Raw genomic sequence first — 24607 nt, 5'->3', positions numbered from 1 at the left:
CCTAAAAGGAAAATTAAAATGACAAGGATCAACCTTGTTCCGCCTGCGGAATTGTGTGATCAACATCTGCTTGCCGAACATCGAGAACTTACCCGAATTCCGAATGCCGTGGCAAAAGGGAAATTCAGCCTGAAAGGACAGCCAGCTGATTATAAATTAGGAGAAGGACACGTGCGTTTTTTCTTTAATAAGCTCACTTTTTTGAAAAAACGCTACGATGCTCTGCACGAAGAGTGCTTAGCAAGAGGCTTTAAGGTGCAGTATTTCTGGGCGGAAGAGCTACCGCAAGATCCGAGTTTGTGGCTAGATTATGAACCTACAGAAACAGCGCTCTTTGCTAACCGAGAACGGATTGAGTTGAGAATGCCAGCAAAACCGCGTTTTACTGAAAGAAAATAACCGCTTGCACGCCTTTTTATGCTATAATCTCGCCAATTTTTTGCCTTGTTTACTTAAGGCTCTTTTACTACTAAAAATTAGGAAATTTCAATGAGCGAATTAGCCAAAGATATTATTCCCGTAAGTATTGAGGACGAGTTAAAAACTTCTTACCTTGATTATGCGATGTCGGTCATTGTTGGGCGTGCATTGCCTGACGTGAGAGACGGCTTAAAGCCTGTTCACCGCCGAGTGCTTTTTTCAATGGATCAAAACAGCAACACTTATAATAAACCGCACGTGAAATCAGCCCGTGTAGTAGGTGATGTGATTGGTAAATACCACCCACACGGTGACTCTGCGGTGTACGACACGATTGTGCGAATGGCTCAGCCGTTCTCATTGCGTTATATGTTGGTAGATGGTCAAGGTAACTTCGGTTCTATCGATGGTGATGCACCAGCGGCAATGCGTTATACCGAAGTGCGTATGCAGAAAATTACCCAGGAATTGCTCACCGATTTAGACAAGGAAACGGTGGATTTCTCGCCAAACTATGACGGTAAAGAGATGATTCCTGATGTGTTGCCAACTAAAATTCCAGCCTTGTTAGTAAATGGTTCTTCGGGCATTGCAGTGGGTATGGCAACCAATATTCCGCCCCATAATTTAGGCGAAGTGTTAGACGGCTGCTTAGCGTATATTGAAAATGAAGAGATCAGCATTGAAGAGCTAATGCGTTATATTCCTGGTCCAGATTTTCCAACAGGGGCGATTATTAATGGTCGTAAAGGGATTGAAGACGCTTACCGCACAGGGCGAGGCAAAGTTTATGTACGGGCAAAAGCAAGTGTAGAAAGCACAGACAAAGGACGTGAGCAAATTGTTGTTACCGAGTTGCCTTATCAAGTAAACAAAGCAAAATTAATTGAAAAAATTGCAGAGCTGGTAAAAGAGAAGAAAATTGAAGGCATCAGCAAAATTGACGATTATTCAGACAAAAAAGGGATCTCGATTGTTATTGAAGTAAAACGTGATGCGGTGGGCGAAGTGGTGTTAAATCACTTATATTCACTGACTCAAATGCAAGTTACTTTCGGTATCAATATGGTCGCGTTAGACAACGGTCAGCCGAAAGTGTTGAACCTCCGCCAAATCATTGAAGCCTTTGTGAAACACCGCCGTGAAGTAGTAACACGCCGTACTATTTTTGAATTACGCAAAGCCCGTGAGCGTGCTCATATTTTAGAAGGCTTGGCGATTGCATTAGCGAATATTGACCCTGTCATAGAGCTTATCCGTGCTTCAAAAACGGCTGAAGAAGCGCGAGAAGGTTTACTTGCTCGTCCTTGGGCATTAGGCAACGTAGCCCCAATGTTGGAAGCTGCTGGTGTAGGGGCTTCTCGCCCAGAAGATTTGCCTGAAAACTTAGGCGTGCGCGATGGCGAATATTACTTATCTGAAGCTCAAGCTCGTGCGATTTTAGAGTTACGTTTACACCGCTTAACTGGTTTAGAACACGAAAAAATTGTTGAAGAGTATAAAGAACTCTTAACTGTCATTGGCGAATTAATTCATATTTTAACTAGCCCAGAACGCTTAATGGAAGTGATCCGTGAAGAGTTAGAATTAGTGAAAGCCACTTTCAATGATGAACGCCGTACAGAAATTACTGCCGCCTCTGGTGACATCAACATTGAAGATTTAATCGCCCAAGAAGATGTGGTGGTCACGCTTTCACACGCAGGTTATGTAAAATATCAACCGCTTTCAGACTACGAGGCCCAACGCCGTGGCGGTAAAGGAAAGTCGGCAACAAAGATGAAAGAAGATGATTTCATCGAAAAATTATTGGTGGCAAACACCCACGACACCATTCTCTGCTTCTCAAGCCGTGGTCGTTTATATCAATTAAAAGTGTATCAACTACCTCAAGCTAGCCGTGGGGCAAGAGGCACGCCGATTGTGAATATTCTGCCCTTGGTGAAAGAAGAAAATGAACGTATTACCGCAATCCTTCCAATTCCAAACGGCGAATTTAGTGCGGATAAATTTATCTTTATGGCAACTGCAAGTGGCGTAGTGAAAAAAGTTTCGCTTGATGCGTTCAGCAATGTTCGATCAAGCGGTCTCATTGCATTAAAACTTCGCGAAGGTGATGAATTAATTGGCGTGGACATCACAGACGGCGAGAGCGAAATTATGCTCTTCTCAGCACAAGGTCGAGTGGTTCGTTTTGCAGAAAAAGCCGTCCGTGCAATGGGGCGTACCGCAACAGGGGTGAGAGGTATTAAACTTTCCACCACTGAAATTTCAGCAGAAGAGATTGAAGAAGCCGAAATTATTGAGATTGAAAACGAAGATGCGGAAGAGACCTCAAGCGTTAGCCTTGATACCGATCGCGTGGTTTCACTTGTGATTCCTCATACCGCAGGTGACATTCTTACTGTAACGCAAAATGGCTATGGAAAACGCACCATAATCAGTGAATATCCAGTGAAATCTCGCGCAACCAAAGGAGTGGTTTCAATTAAGGTAAACGAACGCAACGGCAAAGTAGTCGCCGCTGTTCAAGTTGAGGAAGCTGACCAAATTATGCTGATTACTGATGCTGGCACGCTCGTTCGCACAAGGGCTGCAGAAGTTAGCCTCGTTGGACGAAATACCCAAGGCGTTCGCATTATTCGAACTGCAGAAGATGAACACGTTGTCGGTCTAGAGCGAGTGTGTGAGCCTGAAGAAGATGACAGTATTAGCGAATTTGATAACGCAGACACTAATGCAGAGAATGTAGAAACTTCAACAGAAGAATAATCTTAAACTATACAAGCGGTCGTTTTTTCAGAGAATTTTGCAAACAAGCAATATGCAAAAATTTGGGGAAATTCGACCGCTTTAATATATGAGTCATATTAGGAATACAAAAATGGCAGCTATTCAACAAAGAGCAGAACTCCATCGCCAAATTTGGCAAATTGCAAACGAAGTTCGTGGAGCCGTAGATGGTTGGGATTTTAAACAATATGTATTAGGCACACTGTTTTACCGCTTCATCAGTGAAAATTTTGCCGCCTATATTGAGCAAGGTGATGAAAATATTGATTACTCAGCCTATTCCGATGAAGAAATTGATGCGGCAGGCATTAAAGAAGATGCCATCAAGACCAAAGGTTATTTTATTTATCCCAGCCAATTATTTAAAAACATCGCTAAAAATGCCCATTTAAATAAAAATTTAAACATTGAACTTGCCGATATTTTTACGGATATTGAAAGTTCTGCAGTGGGCTTTGATTCGGAATACGATATTAAAGGTTTATTTGCCGATTTTGATACCAAAAGTAACCGCTTGGGGAATACGGTTGAAGATAAAAATAAACGACTTGCAGCGGTATTAAAAGGCGTTGAAACGTTAAATTTCGGGGAATTTGCGGATAATCAGATCGATCTTTTTGGTGATGCCTATGAGTTTTTGATTTCCAATTATGCTTCCAATGCAGGCAAATCGGGCGGTGAGTTTTTTACACCGCAACATGTGTCTAAACTGATTTCACAACTTGCTTTACATGGTCAGAGTGCGGTCAATAAAATTTATGATCCAGCTTGTGGTTCAGGCTCGTTATTATTACAAGCGAAAAAGCAATTTGATGATCATCTGATTGAAGAGGGATTTTTCGGTCAAGAAATTAATCATACTACCTACAATCTCGCTCGTATGAATATGTTTTTGCATAATATCAATTATGACAAATTCCATATTGAGCTTGGCGATACCTTAATCAATCCAAAATTAAAAGATGATAAACCTTTTGATGCCATTGTATCCAACCCCCCTTATTCGATTAAGTGGATTGGCTCAGATGACCCAACCTTGATTAACGATGAACGTTTCGCCCCGGCTAGTATTCTTGCTCCGAAATCCAAAGCGGATTTTGCCTTTATTCTGCACGCATTAAATTACCTTTCTGCCAAAGGGCGAGCGGCAATTGTCACCTTTCCCGGTATTTTCTACCGCAGCGGTGCGGAACAAAAAATCCGAAAATATCTCGTTGATCAAAATGTGGTGGAAACCGTCATTGCACTACCGCCAAATCTTTTCTTCGGCACGTCTATTGCAACAAATATTTTAGTGCTTTCCAAACATAAAACCGACACTAAAACCCAATTTATTGACGCAAGCGGGCTGTTTAAAAAAGAAACCAATAATAATGTGCTGACTGATGAGCATATCGCTGAAATCTTGAAACTCTTTGCGGATAAAGTTGATGTTGAGCATCTCGCAAAATCTGTCGAAAACAGTCAAATTGCGGATAATGAGTACAACCTTGCAGTAAGTTCTTATGTGGAGCAAAAAGATACCCGAGAAGTGATTAACATCACTGAACTCAACGAAGAAATTTGCAAAACAGTGGCAAAAATTGACCGCTTGCGTGCGGATATTGATGCGATTGTGGCGGAGATTGAAGCGGAGTAAGTAAATGAACGACAAACTTCCTGTAAATATTCAAGAGCTTATCAGTAAACGCATCATTGAAGATGAGCGAATTGAATTTAAAGCTAATTGGAATCCTGAAGCGGTTTTACACACGATTTGTGCCTTTGCGAATGATTTCCATAATTTAGGTGGTGGTTATTTAATTGTTGGCCTTGAAGAAAAAGACGGGATACCAGTACTGCCGCCTGTTGGTGTATTGCCGGAACAGGTTGATGCTATCCGCAAAGAGTTATTGCAACTGGAAAAAAATCATATCGTCCCTGCCTTTCATACACTTACGGCTACTTATGAAATTCAAGGGAAGCTGATTTTAGTGCTATGGGCGGTTGGCGGCGAAATGCGACCCTATCGTGCGAAAAAATCCTTATCGCAGAAAAATAGCGAAAATTGGGCGTATTATATTCGCCAACACTCCAATACCATTGAAGCGAAAGGGGAGATTGAGCAAGAGCTATTAGCACTGGCAAATAAAGTTCCCTTTGATGATAGATTGTGTTTATCAGCAACCTTAGATGATCTAGAACCTCATTTAATGCGTGAATTCTTGGCGGAAATCAAAAGCGATTTAGCCGTGAATGCGAAATTCTTTTCAGTGGAAGAGCTTGCCAAACGAATGAATATCGTAGGCGGAAGTTCAGAAGCCCTATTTCCGAAAAATGTTGGTTTGCTCTTTTTTAATAGCCAACCTGAAAAATTTTTTCCTGAAACACAAATTGATGTTGTCTATTTTCCTAAAGGAGCAGGTGGTGGAGAAATTGAAGAAAAAACCTTCAAAGGCACAATCGGGCGAATTACTCAAGATGCCTTGCAATATATCAAAAACCGTTATTTGCAGGAAAAAATAGTCAAAGTGCCTTATCAGGCAGAATCAATTCGCTTTTGGAACTACCCGTTTCTTGCCCTAGAAGAAGCCTTGGTTAATGCGGTTTATCATCGTTCGTATGAAATTCGTGAGCCGATCGAAGTGAGAATTAGCCCAAATGAAATTGTGATTTTAAGTTTCCCCGGTCCTGATCGCTCAATTAAATTAACCGATTTACAAACCGGCAAAGCAGTAAGTCGCCGTTATCGTAACCGCAGAATAGGTGAGTTTTTAAAAGATTTAGAATTAACAGAGGGACGTTCTACTGGAATCCCTACCATTCTAAGAGCAATGGCTGAAAACGGTTCGCCGGCTCCGCAGTTTGATACAGATGAAGAGCGTAGCTACTTTGCTATCAGTTTACCTGTTCACCATTCAATGCTATCAGAAGATCAAGATAGCGACCTAGATAGCGACCTAGATAGCGACCTAGATGATGACTTGGATTTAACAGAATCGGTAGCTAAATTATTAACGGTTTTAACACAAGAAGAGAATATATCAGCACTTTTAAGATTATTAAAAATTCAGCATCGACCGTCTTTGAGAAAATACTATCTTACACCGGCAATGGAATTAAATTTAATTGAAATGACCATACCCGAAAAACCAACCAGCCGGTATCAAAAATATCGTTTAACCTCAAAGGGAAAAAGTTACCAAAAAAGGTTAAAAACAAAATCGTAGCTCAGTAGGATGGGCTTTAGCCCATCAAAAACATTGAGTGTATAGTGATAGTATATGATGATGGGCTAAAGCCCATCCTACATTAGCAATGATAAACAAGCGGTATAAAATCAAGGAAAATTTGCAAAATGAGTAATAGCATTATTGAAAAATTATTAAATGGGGCTAAGGTGGAGTGGAAGCCGTTGGGGGAAATTGCAGAAATTTATGGCGGTTTAACTGGAAAATCAAAACACGATTTTGAAAATGGAAATGCAAAGTATATTACCTACAAAAATATCTTTGATAATATGCAAATTGATGAAAATAGATTAGAAACAGTTAAAGTGAATTCGGATGAAAAACAGCATCAGGTTAAATATGGTGATGTTTTATTTACAGGATCTTCTGAAACAGCAGATGAGGCAGGAATGTCATCAGCAGTAACTGTTTATTTTAATGAACCTGTGTACTTAAATAGTTTTTCATTTGGCTTACGATTTTTTGATGAAATTAAAATGATGCCAGAATTTTCTAAATTTTTATTTAGAAGTCATTTTATGAGGATAGAAATAGCCAAAACAGCAAGTGGAGTTACTCGATTTAATATATCTAAAGCAAGGTTTAGGAAAATATTGATCCCAATCCCCCCACTCGAAATCCAACAAAAAATTGTAAAAACACTTGACAAATTCACCGAGCTGGAAGCTACGCTGGAAGCTGAATTATCATTACGTGTTAAACAATATCACTATTATCGTGATTTACTTCTGAATGAAAATGAAAAAAATCCATTCTTTAAAAATGCTGAATATAGATGTTTAGGTGATATTACATTATTAAGTAGCAATATAAGATGGAAAAATAATACGAATAGTTATAAATATATAGATTTAACATCGGTAGATAGAGAAAATCACTCTATTGGAGAAACAATTGAGATCTCAGCATTAACAGCACCGAGTAGAGCCCAAAAGTTGGTGGTTAAAGATGACGTAATCTTTGCGACCACAAGACCTACACAATTACGTTTTGCTTTTATTAATGAAGAATTTGAAAATTCGATTGCAAGTACTGGGTATTGTGTATTACGAGCAAATACAGATTTAGCATTACCTAAATGGATTTATCACAATCTTGGCTCAATAGATTTTAAAAATTTTTTAGAAGAAAACCAAAGTGGTTCTGCTTACCCTGCTGTTTCAGATAGTAAAGTTAAAGAATATAAAATTCCTGTGCCATCTTTAGATATACAAGAAAAAATTATTTTAATTCTGGATAAATTTGAAAACTTAGCTAATTCTATTAAGGATGGATTACCAAGAGAAATTGAACTAAGAAGAAAACAATATGAATATTATCGGAATGAGTTATTAAGTTTCTCTAATCAAGGGGGATAAAATGAGTAAAAGTTTAGAAGAAATAGCAGAAGAACTTAAAAAGAATGCTGAAAAGAGTGAAAAGCCTAAAAAGGTACAAATAATTTATGCCTTTAATGGTACTGGTAAAACTCGTTTGTCTATGGAATTCAAGAAGCTGGTTAGCCCAAAAACTATTTTAGAAAAAGAAATAGCCAAAGAAAATGAAAATTTAAAGAAGTTTGAAGAAAATCTTGAAAAAGCTAAAAGACCAGAGGGAAAGAATAAGTTAAATAAAATGATAGAGGGAATCAAGGGAAATATTAGAGATAAAGAGAATGAATTAAGTAATCCTCCAGATTCTAGAACAAAAATTCTATATTACAATGCCTTAACAGAAGATCTTTTTTACTGGAATAATGAGTTTGAAAATGAGTTCCACCCTACATTAAAAATTCAATCAAATAACTTCGTTAATTGGGTTTTACATTTTTTTGGTGATAAGGATATTATTGAAAATTTTCACAGATATACTAATACAAAACTTACTCCTATATTTTCTAATCAAGATTATGATAATGAACATCCAAACAGATCATGGGCTAATGAGGTTTCTTTTTCATATGAAGGCGGTGATGAACGCTCTAAGAAAAAAATAAAAATTTCTCATGGAGAAGAGAGATGTTTTATTTGGAGTATATTCTATACTCTTATTTATTATGTCTTAGGAGACATATCTGAGCAAAGTGATGAGTCCGAATTTAAAGATTTAAAATATATATTTATTGATGATCCTGTGAGTTCATTAGATGATAATTATCTGATCCTCTTAGCCGTAGATTTATCTAAATTAATTAAGTCTTACAAATCTACCAATATTAATTTTATTATTACAACACATAATGCTTTATTTTATAATGTTCTATTTAATGAATTGGATAGAGATGATCCTGTTTATGAATATAAAGGTAGTAAAAATGCTATTTGCTATGTTATGCGTTTACAGGAAAACGGGACGTATCAATTAAATCCATCAAATGACTCTCCTTTTTCTTACCATTTATATTTGAAAAAGGAAATAGAATCTGCAATTAAGAATAATTCTATTCAAAAATATCATTTTCATTTTGTTAGGCAGATTCTTGAAAAATTATCTACTTTTTTGGGATACAAGGATTGGTCTAAGCTTTTACCTGAACATTCAGATTATTTAAAGAGACTTATAAATCTATCAAGTCATGCTAAGTATGCAACTGAAGAAATTTCAGAAATTATACCTTCAGATAAAGAGAAACTGAAAGAATTAATTGACTATATTAATAAAAAATATCATTTTAATGAAAATTGATATAGATAGGATAAACATATATGCAAGATACTAATCTCATCACAGAAACCAATAATTTCATCGTTTTAGATAAATATGAAAAAATCACCCAACCAAGTTCTTTCCAATCTGAATCTGATTTAGAGAAAGAGCTGATTGCTGATTTACAATTTCAGGGCTATGAATATCGTCCGGATTTAAATAGCCAAGAAAAATTGCTGATGAATGTTCGTGAGCAGTTGGAACGCTTGAATAATGTGCATTTTTTAGATTCGGAATGGAAACGCTTTGTTGATGAATATCTCGATAAAGCCTCAGAGAGCATTATCGAGAAAACCCGAAAAATTCATCAGGATCATATCTATGACTTTGTGTTTGATAATGGGCGTATTCAAAATATCTATTTGTTAGATAAAAAAGAAATTGCCCATAATAAAGTGCAGGTTATTAATCAATTTGAGCAAAAAGGTTCTCATTTGAATCGTTATGATGTGACGATTCTCGTGAATGGCTTGCCGTTGGTACAAATTGAATTGAAAAAGCGTGGGGTGGCTATTCGTGAAGCCTTTAACCAAATTTATCGTTATAGCAAAGAGAGTTTTAATACTGAAAATTCGTTATTTAAGTTTTTACAAATTTTTGTGATTTCAAACGGTACGGATACTCGCTATTTTGCCAATACAACTAAGCGGGACAAAAACAGTTTTGATTTTACGATGAATTGGGCGAAATCGGATAATACTTTGATTAAGGATTTAAAAGATTTTACCGCTACGTTTTTACAGAAAAATACTTTACTTAATGTGTTGATTCATTATTCGGTATTTGATGTGAATAATACGCTTTTAATGATGCGTCCTTATCAAATTGCCGCAACAGAGCGGATTTTATGGAAAATTCAAAATACGCATTTCACTAAAAATTGGGGAAATTTAGAAAGCGGCGGTTATATTTGGCACACCACAGGTTCAGGAAAAACATTAACCAGTTTTAAAGCAGCACGCCTTGCCACAGCATTAGATTTTATTGATAAAGTCTTTTTTGTGGTAGATAGAAAAGATTTAGACTATCAAACAATGAAAGAATACCAACGTTTTTCGCCTGATAGTGTGAATGGTTCAGAAAGTACAGCAGGCTTAAAACGTAATTTAGAAAAAAAAGATAATAAAATTATTGTTACCACTATTCAAAAATTGAATAACCTGATGAAATCAGAAGATAACTTAGAGATTTATAAACAGCCTGTGGTATTTATTTTTGATGAATGTCACCGTTCGCAATTTGGAGAAGCACAAAAGAATTTAAAGAAAAAATTTAAAAAATTCTGTCAATTTGGATTTACCGGTACGCCAATTTTTGCTGATAACGCATTGGGTGCGGAAACCACAGCGACAGTTTTTGGTTCGCAGCTACATTCTTATGTGATTGCCGATGCCATTCGTGATGAAAAAGTGCTGAAATTTAAGGTGGATTACAATAATGTTCGTCCTAAATTCAAAGAGATTGAATGTGAAAAAAATCAAGAAAAATTGACCGCACTTGAAAATAAACAGGCGTTATTACACCCGGAACGTATTAAGGAAATTACGCAATATATTTTGACTCATTTCAAGCAAAAAACACACCGTTTAAATTCATCAGGAAAAGGGTTTAATGCAATGTTTGCCGTAAGTTCGGTTGAAGCAGCAAAACTGTATTACGAGCAGTTTAAATTGCAACAACAAGCGGTCGAAAATCCGTTGAAAATTGCAACCATTTTTTCTTTTGCAGCTAATGAAGAACAAAATGCGATTGGTGAAATTGCTGATGAAACTTTTGAACCTACCGCAATGAATAGTTCGGCAAAAGAATTTTTGAGTTTGGCAATTGATGATTACAATCTTTTATTTAAAACAAATTACGGCGTAGAGAGTAAAGAATTTCAAAACTATTACCGTGATTTAGCAATGCGGGTTAAAAATCAGGAAATCGATTTATTGATTGTGGTTGGAATGTTTTTAACAGGTTTTGATGCCCCAACGTTAAACACTTTATTTGTCGATAAAAATTTGCGTTATCACGGTTTAATGCAAGCCTTTTCCCGTACAAATCGGATTTATGATGCAACTAAGGCATTTGGTAATATCGTGACTTTCCGTGATTTAGAGCAGGATACCATTGATGCCATTACCTTATTTGGTAATAAAAATACGCGTAATGTGGTATTAGAACGCAGCTTTAAAGAATATATGGAAGGTTATCAAGATGCTCAGGGAAATTATCATCGAGGTTATAAAGAAGTAGTTAAAGCGTTGCAAACGAAATTCCCTGATCCTGCTCAACTCGAAACTGAGGATGATAAAAAAGCATTTACCCAATTATTTGGTGAATATCTGCGTTTGGAAAATGTGTTGCATAATTACGATGAATTTCACGAGTTAAAAAATACTGAACAGAATGAAAATAGCGTAAAAGAGCCTGATGGCACATATATTGTTGGAAATAATGTGATTTTGCCAGAGAGAAAATTACAAGATTATCGTTCAACCTATAATGATATTCGGGAATGGCAGAGAAAACAAAATCAAAATGGTAATGCTGGAAAATCTCAAATTGATTGGAGCGATGTGGTTTTTGAAATCGATTTATTAAAATCACAAGAAATCAATTTAGATTATATTTTAGAATTGATTTTTGAACATAATAAAAAACGCAAAAATAAACCGGCACTCATTGAGGAAATTCGCCGGACTATTCGTTCGAGTTTGGATAACCGAGCCAAAGAAGGACTGGTTGTTGATTTTATCCATCAAACTGATTTAGATAAAATTCCGGATAAATCGACTATTATTGAGGAATTTTTCCTATTTGCTCAGCAAGAGCAAAAAAGAGAGGCTGAGAACTTAATTGAGAGCGAAAATTTAAATATAGATGCAGCAAAACGGTATATAATGACCTCTCTTAAACGAGAATACGCTAGCGAAAATGGTACAGATTTAAATGATCTTCTACCTAAAATGAGCCCGCTAAACCCACAATATAAGACTAAAAAGCAGACGGTTTTTCAGAAAATCGTGGCATTTGTGGAGAAGTTTAAAGGGGTTGGTGGATTTTTATCTTAAGTATAAGGATGGGTGATGTCCCATCCTTCTTTTATAATCGAACAATTTAAAGTTTTTTAAAATTTGTAAAATCATTCTGATGTAAAAACTATGGCACTACTTAATTTATCCAACGCCTATCTAGGTTTTGGCGATCATCCTTTATTAGATCACACCGAATTACACATTGAACCAAACGAGCGAGTGTGTTTGGTAGGAAGAAACGGGGCAGGCAAATCGACTTTAATGAAAGTGCTTGCTGGTGAAGTACAACTTGATGACGGCAAGTTGATTTTTGAAAAAGATATTGTGGTGACTCGTTTGGAGCAAGATCCACCTCGTCATATTCAAGAAACGGTGTTTGATTATGTGGCGGAGGGAATTGCTCATTTAAGCGAATTATTAAAGCAATATCACCACATTTCGCAACAAATGCTGACAGATTATAGCGATGATTTATTAGCGAAATTGTCTGCAGTACAGGCTCAACTTGAACATAGCAACGGCTGGCAGTTTGAAAATCGGATTCAAGATACCTTGAAATTGTTGGAGCTTGATCCAGAAAAACGTTTGTGTGAACTCTCGGGCGGCTGGGTTCGTCGTGCGGCGCTTGCTCGGGCGTTAGTGGCAGATCCCGATATTTTGTTGCTTGATGAGCCGACCAACCACTTAGATGTGGAGGCAATTACTTGGCTGGAGAATTTGTTGCTGGATTTCAAAGGTTCGATCATCTTTATTTCTCACGACCGTTCATTTATCCGCAAAATGGCGACTCGCATTGTGGATTTGGATCGTGGCAAGCTGGTTTCTTATCCAAGCAATTACGATAAATATTTGGAAGAGAAAGCCGAAGATCTGCGTGTGGAAGCGTTACAAAATGAACTGTTTGATAAAAAACTGGCTCAAGAAGAAGTGTGGATTCGCCAAGGGATTAAGGCTCGCCGTACTCGTAATGAAGGGCGTGTGCGTGCCTTAAAAGCGTTGCGAGAAGAACGTCGCAGCCGACGAGAAGTACAAGGCACAGCAAAAATTCAGCTTGATCAAACCGCACGTAGCGGCAAAATTGTATTTGAGCTGGAAAATGCCAGCTATGAAATTGAGGGCAAAACGCTGCTCAAAAACTTCACCGCCACTATTCAGCGTGGTGACAAAATTGCTTTAGTGGGGCCGAACGGCTGTGGAAAAACCACTTTCATCAAATTATTGTTGGGTGAGCTACAACCCACTTCAGGCTCAATCCGTTGTGGTACAAAATTAGAAGTGGCTTATTTCGATCAATATCGTGCGGAATTAGATTTAGAAAAAACAGTGATGGATAACGTGGCAGATGGAAAACAAGATGTGGAAGTAAACGGCGTAAAACGCCACGTTTTAGGCTATTTACAAGATTTCTTGTTTCCACCAAAACGGGCGATGACGCCTGTTAAAGCCTTATCAGGTGGTGAGCGAAACCGTTTATTACTGGCAAAATTGTTGTTGAAACCGAATAACCTGCTAATTCTGGACGAACCGACCAATGATTTGGATGTAGAAACCCTTGAATTATTGGAAGAGATGTTGGCGGACTATCAAGGCACTTTGCTGATTGTGAGCCACGATCGTCAATTTATTGATAATACGGTGGAAGAGTGTTATTTCTTTGAAGGCGATGGCGTACTGAACAAATATATTGGCGGCTATTTTGATGCGAAACAGCAGCAGGAAAATTACCACACAACATTGGCTTCAAATTCGCAAAAAATTGAGAAAAAACAACCGCTTGTAGAAGAGCAATCAAAGCAAGAAAAGCCAAAAGCGGAAGCGAAAAAGGTTAAACTCTCTTACAAAGATCAGCGAGAGTTAGACGAGTTGCCTGCAAAAATGGAAGCCTTAGAAGCGGAAATCGAGGCTTTGCAGCACGAGGTAAACAGTTCTGATTTCTTCTCAAAAGATCAGGTTTACACCAACGAGAAATTGCAACAGCTAGCGGATGCCGAAGCCGCATTAGAACAAGCGTTTGAGCGTTGGGAAGAGTTGGAAAATATCAAAAACGGAAATCTATAAATGGCTGAAAGATTAGACAACTACGAACAGCGTTTTGGCGGCATTGGGCGGCTTTACACGCCCGAAGGGCTGGAAAAGCTCAGTCGATCACATATTTGCGTGATTGGTATTGGCGGTGTTGGCTCTTGGGCGGTGGAGGCGTTGGCTCGTTCAGGCATTGGTAAGATTACTATGATCGATATGGATGATATTTGTGTAACGAATATTAATCGTCAAATTCACGCAATGAGTGGCACGGTGGCTCAACTTAAAACTGAGGCGATGAAAGAGCGGATTGAGCGAATTAACCCTGAATGTGCGGTTGAGATTATTGATGATTTCATCACGCAAGAGAATATTCCTGATTACCTCAATCGTGGTTATGATTATGTGATTGATGCGATTGATTCGGTGAAAACGAAAGCAGCACTGATTGCTTATTGCAAGCGTCATAAAATCAAGTTGATTACTACGGGCGGAGCTGGTGGGCAGACCGATCCAACTCAAATTCAAATTGCAGATTTGAGCAAAACCATTCAAGATCCGCTTGCCTCAAAAGTGCGTTCATTATTGCGTAAGGAATACCATTTCAGCCAAAATCCCAAACGCAAGTTTGGCATAGATTGTGTATTTTCTACCCAGCCGTTAATTTTCCCGAAAATGGGTGAGGGATGTGAAGTTTCTGCTACGATGAATTGTGCCAACGGTTTTGGGGCGGTGACGATGGTTACCGCAACATTTGGTTTTTTTGCGGTAAGTCGTGTGATTGCGAAGTTGCTGAAATAATCTAAGCGGTCGTTTTTATTTAATTTTTTGCAAATACAGGAGATATTATGACAATACACAGAGTAAACCCCAAAGGGAGTATGGAGCAGCTTTCTCATTTAGAAATGCGATTATTGGCTAAAAATACGCAAGGGAATTTATATCAGTTGTATCGTAATTGCTCATTAGCGGTGCTAAGTTCAGGGGCTCATACCGATGATAGCCGTGCTTTATTGAGCCAACATCCTGATTTTGAAATGAGATTACTCACCCGTGAAAAAGGTGTGTCGCTTGAGCTGCATAATCCGCCTGAAACTGCTTTTGTAGATGGTAAGATGATTTTAAATATTCAATACCATTTGTTTGCGGTGTTAAGAGATATTGTTTTTGTAAATGCGTTGAAAAATGCGATTCCACCGCTTGAGAATGCGTCGCTAGAAACCTTAACCACCAATACGGTTTTTTCAATTTTGCGTAATGCAAAAGCGATAGAGATGAACACCGACCCCAATTTAGTGGTTTGTTGGGGTGGGCATTCTATCAATGACATTGAATACCAATATTGCCGAGCAGTAGGACAAGAGTTTGGTTTGCGTGAGCTAAATATCGTAACGGGTTGTGGTGCAGGTGTAATGGAAGCGCCAATGAAAGGGGTCACTATCGGACACGCGAATCAGCGTTACAAAAATGGACGCTTTATAGGCATTACAGAGCCTTCGATTATTGCGTCTGAACCGCCAAATCCAATTGTGAATGAATTGGTGATTATGCCTGATATTGAAAAACGCTTAGAAGCTTTTGTTCGTTTGGGGCACGCTATCGTGGTATTTCCAGGTGGACCAGGTACATTGGAAGAGTTACTTTATATTATTGGCATTAAATTAAATCCAGCCAATAATGCACAAAAATTACCGCTGATTTTAACCGCCCCCAAAGCGTCTGCTGATTATTTTTATGCGATTGATAAATTTATTGGCGATACGTTAGGGGAAGAGGCTCGTCGCTTATATGAAATTATTATTGACGACCCCGCTCTAGTTGCTCGTAAAGTGAAGCAATCAATGGTAGAGGTAAAAAATCGCCGTTATGAAAGTGGAGATGCTTATAATTTCAACTGGTCATTAAAAATTGAAGAAGATTTTATTACGCCATTTATTCCAACCCACGAAAGTATGGCAAATCTGAATTTAAGTTTAGATCAACCCAAAGAGCAGTTGGCAGCCAATTTAAGACGAGCATTTTCGGGTATTGTTGCGGGGAATATTAAAGCTGAAACATCAGATCTAATTGAACAATATGGTGTATTTAAATTACACGGCGATCGTAAATTAATGGAAGAAATTGACCGCTTGCTACAGCGTTTTGTTGTTCAGCATAGAATGAAAATTCCAACTGGGCAACCTTACCAGCCTTGCTATGAGATTGTGAAGGATTGATTTGAGGCATCAATCCTTTATCGCTATAATTACGCCTAAATATTAATCACTATACTGGCTCTTTACGGATCCGTTAGCAGAGCCAGTGCTTAAATGAAAGCATTTGGGTGGTTTTTGCAACTTGCAAAATTTTACGGAAATTTAACCGCTTGTCATTAGCTTTCTGCTTTGTTAATTAAGAATTGGGTTAAAAGATTAACAGGACGACCAGTAGCCCCTTTTGCCGCACCCGATTTCCACGCTGTGCCAGCAATATCTAAATGTGCCCAAGTGTATTTTTTAGTGAAGTTTGACAAGAACTGACCTGCGGTAATTGCTCCACCTAAGCGTCCGCCGATATTGGCAAGATCGGCAAAGTTAGATTTAAGTTGCTCTTGATATTCTTCGCCTAGCGGTAAACGCCACGCTTTGTCGTCCGCTTGTTCTGATGCGGTTAATAATTCGTTGGCTAAACTGTTAGATGGTGACATTAATCCGCTATTGTGATTACCTAATGCAATCATACAAGCCCCTGTGAGGGTGGCAATATCAATGACCAGTTCTGGGTTAAAACGTTCGACATAAGTGAGCGTATCACATAATACCAAACGCCCTTCAGCATCGGTATTTAGCACCTCAACAGTTAAGCCAGACATTGTGGTAAGAATATCCCCAGGTCGGTAAGATTTGCCATCAACTGCATTTTCACAGCCGGCTAAAACACCGATAATATTAAGCGGTAACTTCATTTCAGCAACGGCTTTCATTGTGCCGTAAACGCTGGCTGCACCGCACATATCGTATTTCATTTCATCCATTGCTTCTGCAGGTTTAATGGATAAGCCACCAGAGTCAAAGGTTAAGCCTTTACCTACTAGCACAATCGGTTTAGCATCGGGGTTTGGATTGCCTTTATATTCAATCACAGAGAGAAAAGCCTGATTTTCAGAACCACGAGAGACAGCTAAATAAGCATTCATTCCAAGTTCTGCCATTTGTTTTTCATCAATAATAGTGGTAGAAATGGGCTCATAATGTTCAGCTAATTTTTGTGCGAGTTGTGATAAATACTTAGGATTACACACATTCGGTGGACAATTTGCTACATTTTTGGCACAACTTACCCCGAATGCGATGGCTTTTCCGTGTTCTAACGCACGTTCAGCCTCCGTTAAATCTTTACGATTTGCGACATTAAACACCACACGGCGTAGCTCACGACGCACTTCAGGTTTAATGCTTTTGAAATCAGTATAAGCATATTGATGCTCTTGAATAGCTTCAATAGCAAAACGAACATTCCAATACGCTGACCTACCTTTAACATGCAGTTCAGTTAAAAAGCAGATCATTTCCATTGAGCCTGTATTGTTAATGGTCTGTACAGTTTTTTGGATAATCTGTTTGTACTGGCGTTCAGTGAGTTCGCGTTCTTTCCCACAGCCTACAAGTAATACGCGATCGGCTGCCACATTTGGTACGTTATGTAATAACAAGGTTTGCCCTGCTTTGCCTTCTAAATCGCCTCGCCTAATTAACGAGCTAATATAGCCGTTACTTAATTTGTCTAATTGATTCCCCGCGGAACAAAGCCTACGAGGTTCATAAACCCCTACAACTAAACAAGCCGTTCTTTGCTTTTCAACGCTACCGTTTTTAACGCTAAATTCCATTATTGCTCCCTAATTATATCGTTTGTGTTGAGTCGAGTATTTCAATCATAAATGAAAATAGAAATAAGTGCTTAGTATAATAAAATTTTCAAGAATTTACGTCTTATATTGAAATATCAACCAACTTCTTGGTTATATGGATAATTTTACTGGTTTTTCTTTTAGCTTCTTTACTTTATACTAGCAGAGATTTTTTATCTAAAAAGTATGATTACTCTCTTTTGAGAGTAAATTTGCATTTGTAAAAAAAGCATAAAAACACACCGCTTGTATTTATGATAAGCGAGCGATGAAGATTTTAAAATAATAGAGAAAAACATTGTGATTTTAAGCCGATATTTAACCAAAGAGATATTTAAAAGCCAAGTAGCAATATTGTTTATCCTCTTGTTGATTTTTTTCTGTCAGCAATTGGTGCGTGTGCTAAGCTCTGCAGTCAGTGGTAAAGTGCCTGCAGATTTAATTGTTAGCCTATTAGGTTTAGGTATGCCGACAATGGCACAGTTAATGTTACCGTTGTCACTTTTTATTGCACTACTATTAACGCTTGGACGTTTTTATGCAGAAAGTGAAATTACGGTAATGCGAGCTTGTGGTGTTGGGTCTGGGTTATTAGTGAAAGTGGCGATGTTACTCTCTGTTTTTACAACGGTATTGGCGGCATATAACGTATTTTGGCTCACTCCTTGGGCAATTAATAAACAAAGTGAATTATTGGCAGAAGCGAAAGCAAACCCTCGTTTTGCGGCACTTTCGGCTGGGCAATTTATATCTGCGGGAGGCTATGTCCTTTTTATTGATAAGATTGAAAATAATAGTTTAAAAGATATTTATGTTTTTCAGCCCGAACAAAAAAAGAGCAACAAACCTTCCGTAGCAGTGGCAGAATCAGGGACTTTGCAGGGGTTGCCAAACGGCGATCAGGTGTTATCACTGACGGAAAGTAAACGTTTTGAGGGCACACCACAAAGCCCTGATTTTCGCATTTCTCATTTTGAAACTTATTCAGCTTATTTAGGTTATCAAGATGTGGAGTCAGACGAGAAATTAGTGCAACGTGCAGATATAAAAAAATTAATTGAAACAAATACGCCCGAGGCAAAAGCGGAATTCCATTGGCGTTTAGCGTTAATTTTTGCCGTGCCGTTAATGGCATTACTGGCCGTTCCGATGAGCAGCGTCAATCCACGCCAAGGACGCTTTGCAAAACTGTTGCCAGCATTGTTGCTTTACTTGATTTATTTCTTGTTGCAAAGCTTGCTGAAATCATCTGGCTCTTCAGGCAAACTCAATGCTGAAATATTAATGCCACTGGTTTCTATCGCCTTTTTAATTTTAGGTATTATGCTAAATATGTGGAACGGTAAATTTATGTCGAAATTACGCTATCACGGTTTGCCGCTGAAAATTAACCAATAAGGCGGTGTATATGCAATTTTTCACAATGAATATTTTAGAACGATATATCGGAAAAACCATTTTATGGGCGATTTTTTTAACCTTATTTATGTTGATAGGGTTAGGGGCGATCATTAAGTTTGTAGAAGAGTTTCGTTATGTCGGTCGTGGCTCTTACGATGGCTTAAAAGCAGCCTATTACACGATTTTAACGATTCCAAAAGATGTTGAAACATTTTTCCCGATTGCGGCGTTATTAGGCTCACTTTTAGGTTTGGGTAATCTTGCCAATCGTAGTGAGCTAGTGGTAATGCAGGCGTCGGGCTTTTCTCGCTTTAAGATTGGCTTAGCTGTGATGAAAACAGCCTTACCACTTGTTATTTTTACGATGATTATTGGTGAATGGGGTGTGCCACAAACTGAGCAATTTGCTCGTAATATGCGTTCTATTGCCCAAAGTGGTGGATCAATGCTTGCGACGAAAGATGGTTTTTGGGCAAAAGATGGAAACTCATTTATCTATATCAACCGAATAAATAATGAAAAAAGTCTGAGTAATGTGTTAATTTATGAATTTGGTGAAGGCGAAAATAAACGTGAATTACAATCGATGTTAAAAGCCGAAGAAGCCAAATATAACGATGAAAAAGGCTGGGTGCTTTCTAACATTGAAAAATCGGAAATAGGCGAAAACCAGATCCAACAAGGCAAACAGCCCGATCAGGTTTGGCAAACCAGCCTCACGCCAAGCAAATTAGGTATTGTTTCGCTAAAACCAGAGTCTCTTTCTATTTCAGGATTGGCAGATTATGTCGGCTTCCTAAAAGATACGGGGCAAGATTCAAAACGCTTTGAAATTACCTTTTGGCGTAAAGTATTCCAACCGATCTCAATGGCTGTGATGATGTTACTTGCGATTTCGTTTATCTTCGGGCCACTACGCAGCAGCACGATGGGGGCTAAAATCGTGATTGGTATTGTTGCGGGCTTTATGTTTTATGTGGCGAACATTGTATTTGGAAATTTAAGCCTGATTGCGACTTGGCTACCTGTGCCAGTTGGGGCATTAATTCCAAGTTTACTCTGTTTAGTTGTGGTTTGGTGGTTGTTAAGTAAAAAGCGTGATTAATGTTTACAAGCGGTCGTTTTTACAAAAAAAGTGGTAAAAACGACCGCTTGTAAATCCTGTTGAAAAATTCTAATTCTACCCTAATTCTATGTCTGATTGTCGTTTCGTTCATTTAAAAGTACACAGTGATTTCTCTATGATTAATGGTTTAGCGAAGGTTAAATCATTAGTTAAAACTGCTGTCGCCAACAATATGGTGGCAATGGGCTTAACCGATTTTACAAATTTTTGTGGCTTAGTAAAATTTTATGGCGAAGCATTAGGCTCGGGCATTAAACCAATTATTGGGGCTGATATTTATGTTAAATCAGAGTCAGGTGGTGATGGCTATGTTGAGCTTACCTTATTAGCCAAAAATAACAAAGGCTATCACAATATCACTCAAATCATTTCTAAAGCTTATCAGCAAGGCTATTTTGAATATCCGATGGTCAAATATGAATGGCTTGCTGAATTCAATGAAGGTATCATTATTCTCTCGGGCGGGAGAATGGGCGATGTGGGCAAAGCCTTACTCAAAGAAAACGTGCAAGAAGCTACGGAAAAACTCGCCTTTTATCAACAATATTACCCCGATCATTTTTACTTGTCTGTTTGCCGTACGGGGCGAGCGGACGAAGAACGCTACATCACACAAGCGGTTAAATTTGCACGAAAAAATGCAATTCCATTAGTTGCGGTCAATGATGTTGTTTTCCTCAAAGAAGATGACTTTGATGCTCACGAAATTCGTGTTGCAATTCACGATAGTTACACTTTAGACGATCCAAAACGTCCGAAAAAATATTCACCTAAGCAATATTTCCGTTCAGAAGAGGAAATGTGCAAGCTCTTTGCTGATTTACCTAGTGCGTTAGCAAATACGGTAGAAATTGCTAAGCGTTGTTCAGTAACTGTGCGTTTAGGGGAATATTTCCTGCCAAGTTTTCCAACGGGTGAGCTTTCTACCGAAGATTTTTTAGTGAAAAAATCAAAAGAGGGGTTGGAGGAGCGTTTAGCATTTTTATTCCCTGATTCCTCAGAGCGAGCTAACAAGCGGTCAGTTTATGACGAAAGATTGCAAGTTGAATTAGATGTTATCAATCAAATGGGATTTCCTGGTTATTTCTTGATCGTAATGGAGTTTATTCAATGGTCGAAAGATAATGGCATTCCTGTTGGTCCTGGGCGTGGTTCGGGAGCAGGGTCGTTAGTTGCTTATGCGTTAAAAATTACGGATCTCGATCCATTAGCATTTGACTTGCTTTTCGAGCGTTTTTTAAACCCTGAACGTGTTTCAATGCCTGATTTTGACGTGGATTTCTGTATGGATGGGCGAGACAGAGTTATTGAACACGTGGCGGAAACCTATGGGCGGCAAGCAGTATCACAAATTATTACCTTCGGTACAATGGCAGCGAAAGCGGTAATTCGAGATGTAGGACGTGTGCTTGGGCATCCTTATAGTTTCGTGGATCGGATTTCTAAACTGATCCCTCTTGATCCAGGTATGACCTTAGAAAAGGCGTTTGCTGCGGAACCGAAATTGCCAGAGCTATATGAAACCGATGAGGAAGTGAAAGACCTTATCGATATGGCGCGTAAGCTCGAAGGTTTAACGCGTAATGCAGGTAAACACGCAGGTGGAGTGGTCATTGCCCCAACGTCTATTACTGATTTTTCACCACTTTATTGCGATAGCGAAGGATTACACCCTGTTACCCATTTTGATAAAAATGACGTGGAATATGCCGGGCTGGTGAAGTTTGATTTTTTAGGGCTACGTACGCTGACTATCATCAAATGGGCGTTGGAAATGATAAATGAGCGGTTATCTCGTGAGGGTAAAGAGCCGATTCGAATTGAAATGATTCCGCTTGATGATAAGAAATCCTTTGATTTATTGCTCGCCGCGAAAACAACGGCGGTATTCCAGCTTGAATCAAGGGGTATGAAAGACTTGATCTCACGCTTAAAACCCGACTGTTTTGAAGATATTATCGCGCTAGTCGCATTGTTCCGACCAGGTCCGCTTGAATCAGGTATGGTGCAGAACTTTATCGACCGTAAACATGGTAAAGAAGAGGTTTCTTACCCAGATCCACAATATCAGCACGAATGCTTAAAACCAATTTTAGAGCCGACATACGGTGTTATTGTTTACCAAGAGCAAGTAATGCAGATTGCCCAAGAGCTGGCTGGTTATACGCTGGGTGGAGCGGACTTACTTCGCCGTGCAATGGGAAAGAAAAAGCCCGAAGAGATGGCGGCTCAACGTGAAGTGTTTGAAAAAGGGGCAGAATCAAAAGGGATTGATGGAAAACTTGCAGGTCAAATTTTTGACTTAGTAGAAAAGTTTGCAGGCTATGGTTTTAATAAATCGCACTCAGCAGCGTATGCCTTGGTTTCTTACCAAACGCTTTGGTTAAAAGCCCATTATCCAGCCGAATTTATGGCCGCTGTGATGACTTCAGAATTGGATAATACCGATAAAATCGTTGGCTTTTACGATGAATGTATAAATATGGGGCTAACCGTTGTACCACCTGATGTAAATAGCGGAAAGCACCGCTTTAGCGTAAATGAAAAAGGTGAAATTGTGTATGGGCTTGGTGCAATTAAAGGCGTTGGAGAAGGTCCGATTGAGGCGATTTTAGCTGCTCGTAACAAAGACGGCAAATTCAAAGATTTGTTTGATTTAACTGCTCGTGTCGATCTGAAAAAAATTAACCGTCGAACTTTTGAAAGCCTGATTATGTCAGGTGCTTTTGATAAACTTGGTCCACATCGTGCGGCGTTAATGAAAAATTTAGAAGATGCGCTTAAAGCGTCCGATCAGCACGCGAAAATGGAAGAGTTAGGGCAGAGCGATATGTTTGGTGTGCTGACTGAAACACCCGAAGAAGTACAAAATGCCTATGCAAATACGCCAAAATGGTCTGAACAGACTATTTTAGATGGCGAACGTGCAACATTAGGGCTCTATTTAAGTGGGCATCCAATTAGCAGATTTTTGAAAGAGTTATCGCACTATGCCCCTAGTCGGTTAAACGAGTTACAACCGACTTTCAGAGGGCAAATGGTCACGGTTTCTGGTATGGTAATGGCATCACGGGTAGCAGTAACAAAGCGTGGTAGCCGTATTGGTATCGCAACGATTGAAGACCGTTCGGGTAAGCTCGATATTACGCTTTTCTCTGAAGCATTGGAAAATTTTGGGCATTTAATGCAACAAGATCAAATTATTGTCGCCACAGGTTCTGTGCAGTTTGATGATTTTAGTGGTGGTCTAAAAATGTCGGCAAGGGAAGTGCTTTCTCTTGATGACGCTCGCAGCAGATTTGCAAAAAGTTTGGCACTTGCTATTAGTAAAGAGCAGCTTTCTGCCAATTTTCTCAAAAAAATGACCGCTATCATCGCGCCTCACAAGGAAGGCACGTTACCACTGCATTTCTATTACCAAAGTCCAGAGGGGCGTGCGTTGCTGAAAGGGGGCGTAGAGTGGCGAATAACGCCTAATGAGCAGATGTTTTCGGAACTAAAAGATTTACTGGGTGAAAATGCGGTGGAATTAGAATTTGAATAAATGAAAGGGTAAGTTTTAACTTACCCTTTATGTTCAATTATTTATATTTTTTGTGATATTCACGTTTGAGCATTTCAAGCTCTGAAATCATCATTTTAGCCGCTTGTAAATTGCCTGATTGGGCTTTTTCGTCCGCTTTTTTTACCACCTCAATCAATTTCTGCATTCCAGCTTGGTAATCTTCAGTTGCTTTTTTATCGCCCTCTACACTGTCAGGCAACATCGATTTGGTTTTCTCGGTAATCTCGATAAAATCTTTTGCGATTGCCTGAAAATCGTCTGCGCTCTTTGCTCTCATCAATTTGCTGGTATTCATATTGAGCTGCATCATTTCCATTTTGATGCTTTGAGCGTTGCCTAAGGTTGAAAATGCGAACACAGTTGTTGCTAAAAAGAGTTTAAGTTTCATTGTTTCCCCACATAAAAAGAGAGATTGTAATGGATTAACTTGCCAATATGCAAGATTTCTTAGAA

Annotated in this window: 15 protein-coding genes; 13 read left to right on the top strand and 2 right to left on the bottom strand. The window is 38.7% G+C overall.

Annotated elements, in window-relative coordinates; translation table 11 throughout:
• The first annotated feature begins 18 nt into the window (after positions 1–18).
• The 10 genes from GM698_RS01555 (at position 19) to ppnN (ending at position 16389) form a co-directional block, all read left to right on the top strand.
• On the top strand, positions 19–399 hold the full coding sequence (locus GM698_RS01555) for a pyrimidine dimer DNA glycosylase/endonuclease V (RefSeq protein WP_176809761.1): 381 nt from the start codon (positions 19–21) through the stop codon (positions 397–399).
• 90 nt (positions 400–489) lie between these two features.
• Positions 490–3192, top strand: a complete 2703-nt coding sequence (gyrA, locus tag GM698_RS01550; protein WP_209289552.1) for a DNA topoisomerase (ATP-hydrolyzing) subunit A — start codon at positions 490–492, stop codon at positions 3190–3192.
• Between the two features lie 112 nt (positions 3193–3304).
• On the top strand, positions 3305–4852 hold the full coding sequence (locus GM698_RS01545) for a type I restriction-modification system subunit M (RefSeq protein ID WP_209289551.1): 1548 nt from the start codon (positions 3305–3307) through the stop codon (positions 4850–4852).
• 4 nt (positions 4853–4856) lie between these two features.
• The gene (locus GM698_RS01540; RefSeq protein ID WP_209289550.1) at positions 4857–6422 is read left to right on the top strand and encodes a Fic family protein; all 1566 of its coding nucleotides are present in this window, start codon (positions 4857–4859) and stop codon (positions 6420–6422) included.
• Positions 6423–6550: 128 nt separating this feature from the next.
• Positions 6551–7801 carry a restriction endonuclease subunit S gene (locus GM698_RS01535; protein ID WP_209289549.1) on the top strand — a complete coding sequence of 417 codons (1251 nt, stop codon included), beginning with the start codon at positions 6551–6553 and terminating at the stop codon, positions 7799–7801.
• 1 nt (position 7802) lies between these two features.
• A complete protein-coding gene (locus GM698_RS01530; RefSeq protein ID WP_209289548.1) occupies positions 7803–9107 on the top strand; it encodes an AAA family ATPase in 1305 nt (434 codons plus the stop codon).
• 20 nt (positions 9108–9127) lie between these two features.
• A complete protein-coding gene (locus GM698_RS01525) occupies positions 9128–12187 on the top strand; it encodes a type I restriction endonuclease subunit R (protein ID WP_209289547.1) in 3060 nt (1019 codons plus the stop codon).
• A gap of 90 nt (positions 12188–12277) precedes the next feature.
• Positions 12278–14209, top strand: a complete 1932-nt coding sequence (locus tag GM698_RS01520) for an ABC transporter ATP-binding protein (protein WP_209289546.1) — start codon at positions 12278–12280, stop codon at positions 14207–14209.
• Positions 14210–14974 (top strand): tRNA cyclic N6-threonylcarbamoyladenosine(37) synthase TcdA, encoded by a 765-nt coding sequence (tcdA, locus tag GM698_RS01515; protein WP_209289545.1) that lies wholly within the window; start codon positions 14210–14212, stop codon positions 14972–14974. It abuts the gene before it with no gap.
• Positions 14975–15021: 47 nt separating this feature from the next.
• A complete protein-coding gene (gene ppnN, locus GM698_RS01510; protein WP_176812384.1) occupies positions 15022–16389 on the top strand; it encodes a nucleotide 5'-monophosphate nucleosidase PpnN in 1368 nt (455 codons plus the stop codon).
• A 155-nt stretch (positions 16390–16544) separates the two neighbouring features.
• Here the strand turns inward: ppnN and pepA are convergent, their stop codons facing one another.
• Positions 16545–18041, bottom strand: a complete 1497-nt coding sequence (pepA, locus tag GM698_RS01505) for a leucyl aminopeptidase (protein ID WP_176809771.1) — start codon at positions 18039–18041, stop codon at positions 16545–16547.
• A gap of 321 nt (positions 18042–18362) precedes the next feature.
• On the opposite strand from pepA, the gene lptF reads away from it, so the two are divergent.
• The 3 genes from lptF to dnaE all read left to right on the top strand — a co-directional run bounded on the left by lptF (position 18363) and on the right by dnaE (position 24133).
• The gene (lptF, locus tag GM698_RS01500; protein WP_176808113.1) at positions 18363–19460 is read left to right on the top strand and encodes an LPS export ABC transporter permease LptF; all 1098 of its coding nucleotides are present in this window, start codon (positions 18363–18365) and stop codon (positions 19458–19460) included.
• A 10-nt stretch (positions 19461–19470) separates the two neighbouring features.
• Positions 19471–20568, top strand: a complete 1098-nt coding sequence (gene lptG, locus GM698_RS01495) for an LPS export ABC transporter permease LptG (RefSeq protein WP_159629389.1) — start codon at positions 19471–19473, stop codon at positions 20566–20568.
• An 88-nt stretch (positions 20569–20656) separates the two neighbouring features.
• The gene (dnaE, locus tag GM698_RS01490; protein ID WP_209289544.1) at positions 20657–24133 is read left to right on the top strand and encodes a DNA polymerase III subunit alpha; all 3477 of its coding nucleotides are present in this window, start codon (positions 20657–20659) and stop codon (positions 24131–24133) included.
• Between the two features lie 37 nt (positions 24134–24170).
• Here the strand turns inward: dnaE and GM698_RS01485 are convergent, their stop codons facing one another.
• Positions 24171–24542 carry a cytochrome b562 gene (locus GM698_RS01485; RefSeq protein ID WP_209289543.1) on the bottom strand — a complete coding sequence of 124 codons (372 nt, stop codon included), beginning with the start codon at positions 24540–24542 and terminating at the stop codon, positions 24171–24173.
• Positions 24543–24607: the final 65 nt, after the last annotated feature.

The sequence above is a fragment of the Mannheimia sp. ZY171111 genome, from assembly GCF_017750945.1.
GTDB classification, from domain to species: domain Bacteria; phylum Pseudomonadota; class Gammaproteobacteria; order Enterobacterales; family Pasteurellaceae; genus Mannheimia; species Mannheimia pernigra.
Note: the sequence above shows the minus strand (reverse complement) of the source record. Positions and strands in the feature narration are given on the sequence as shown.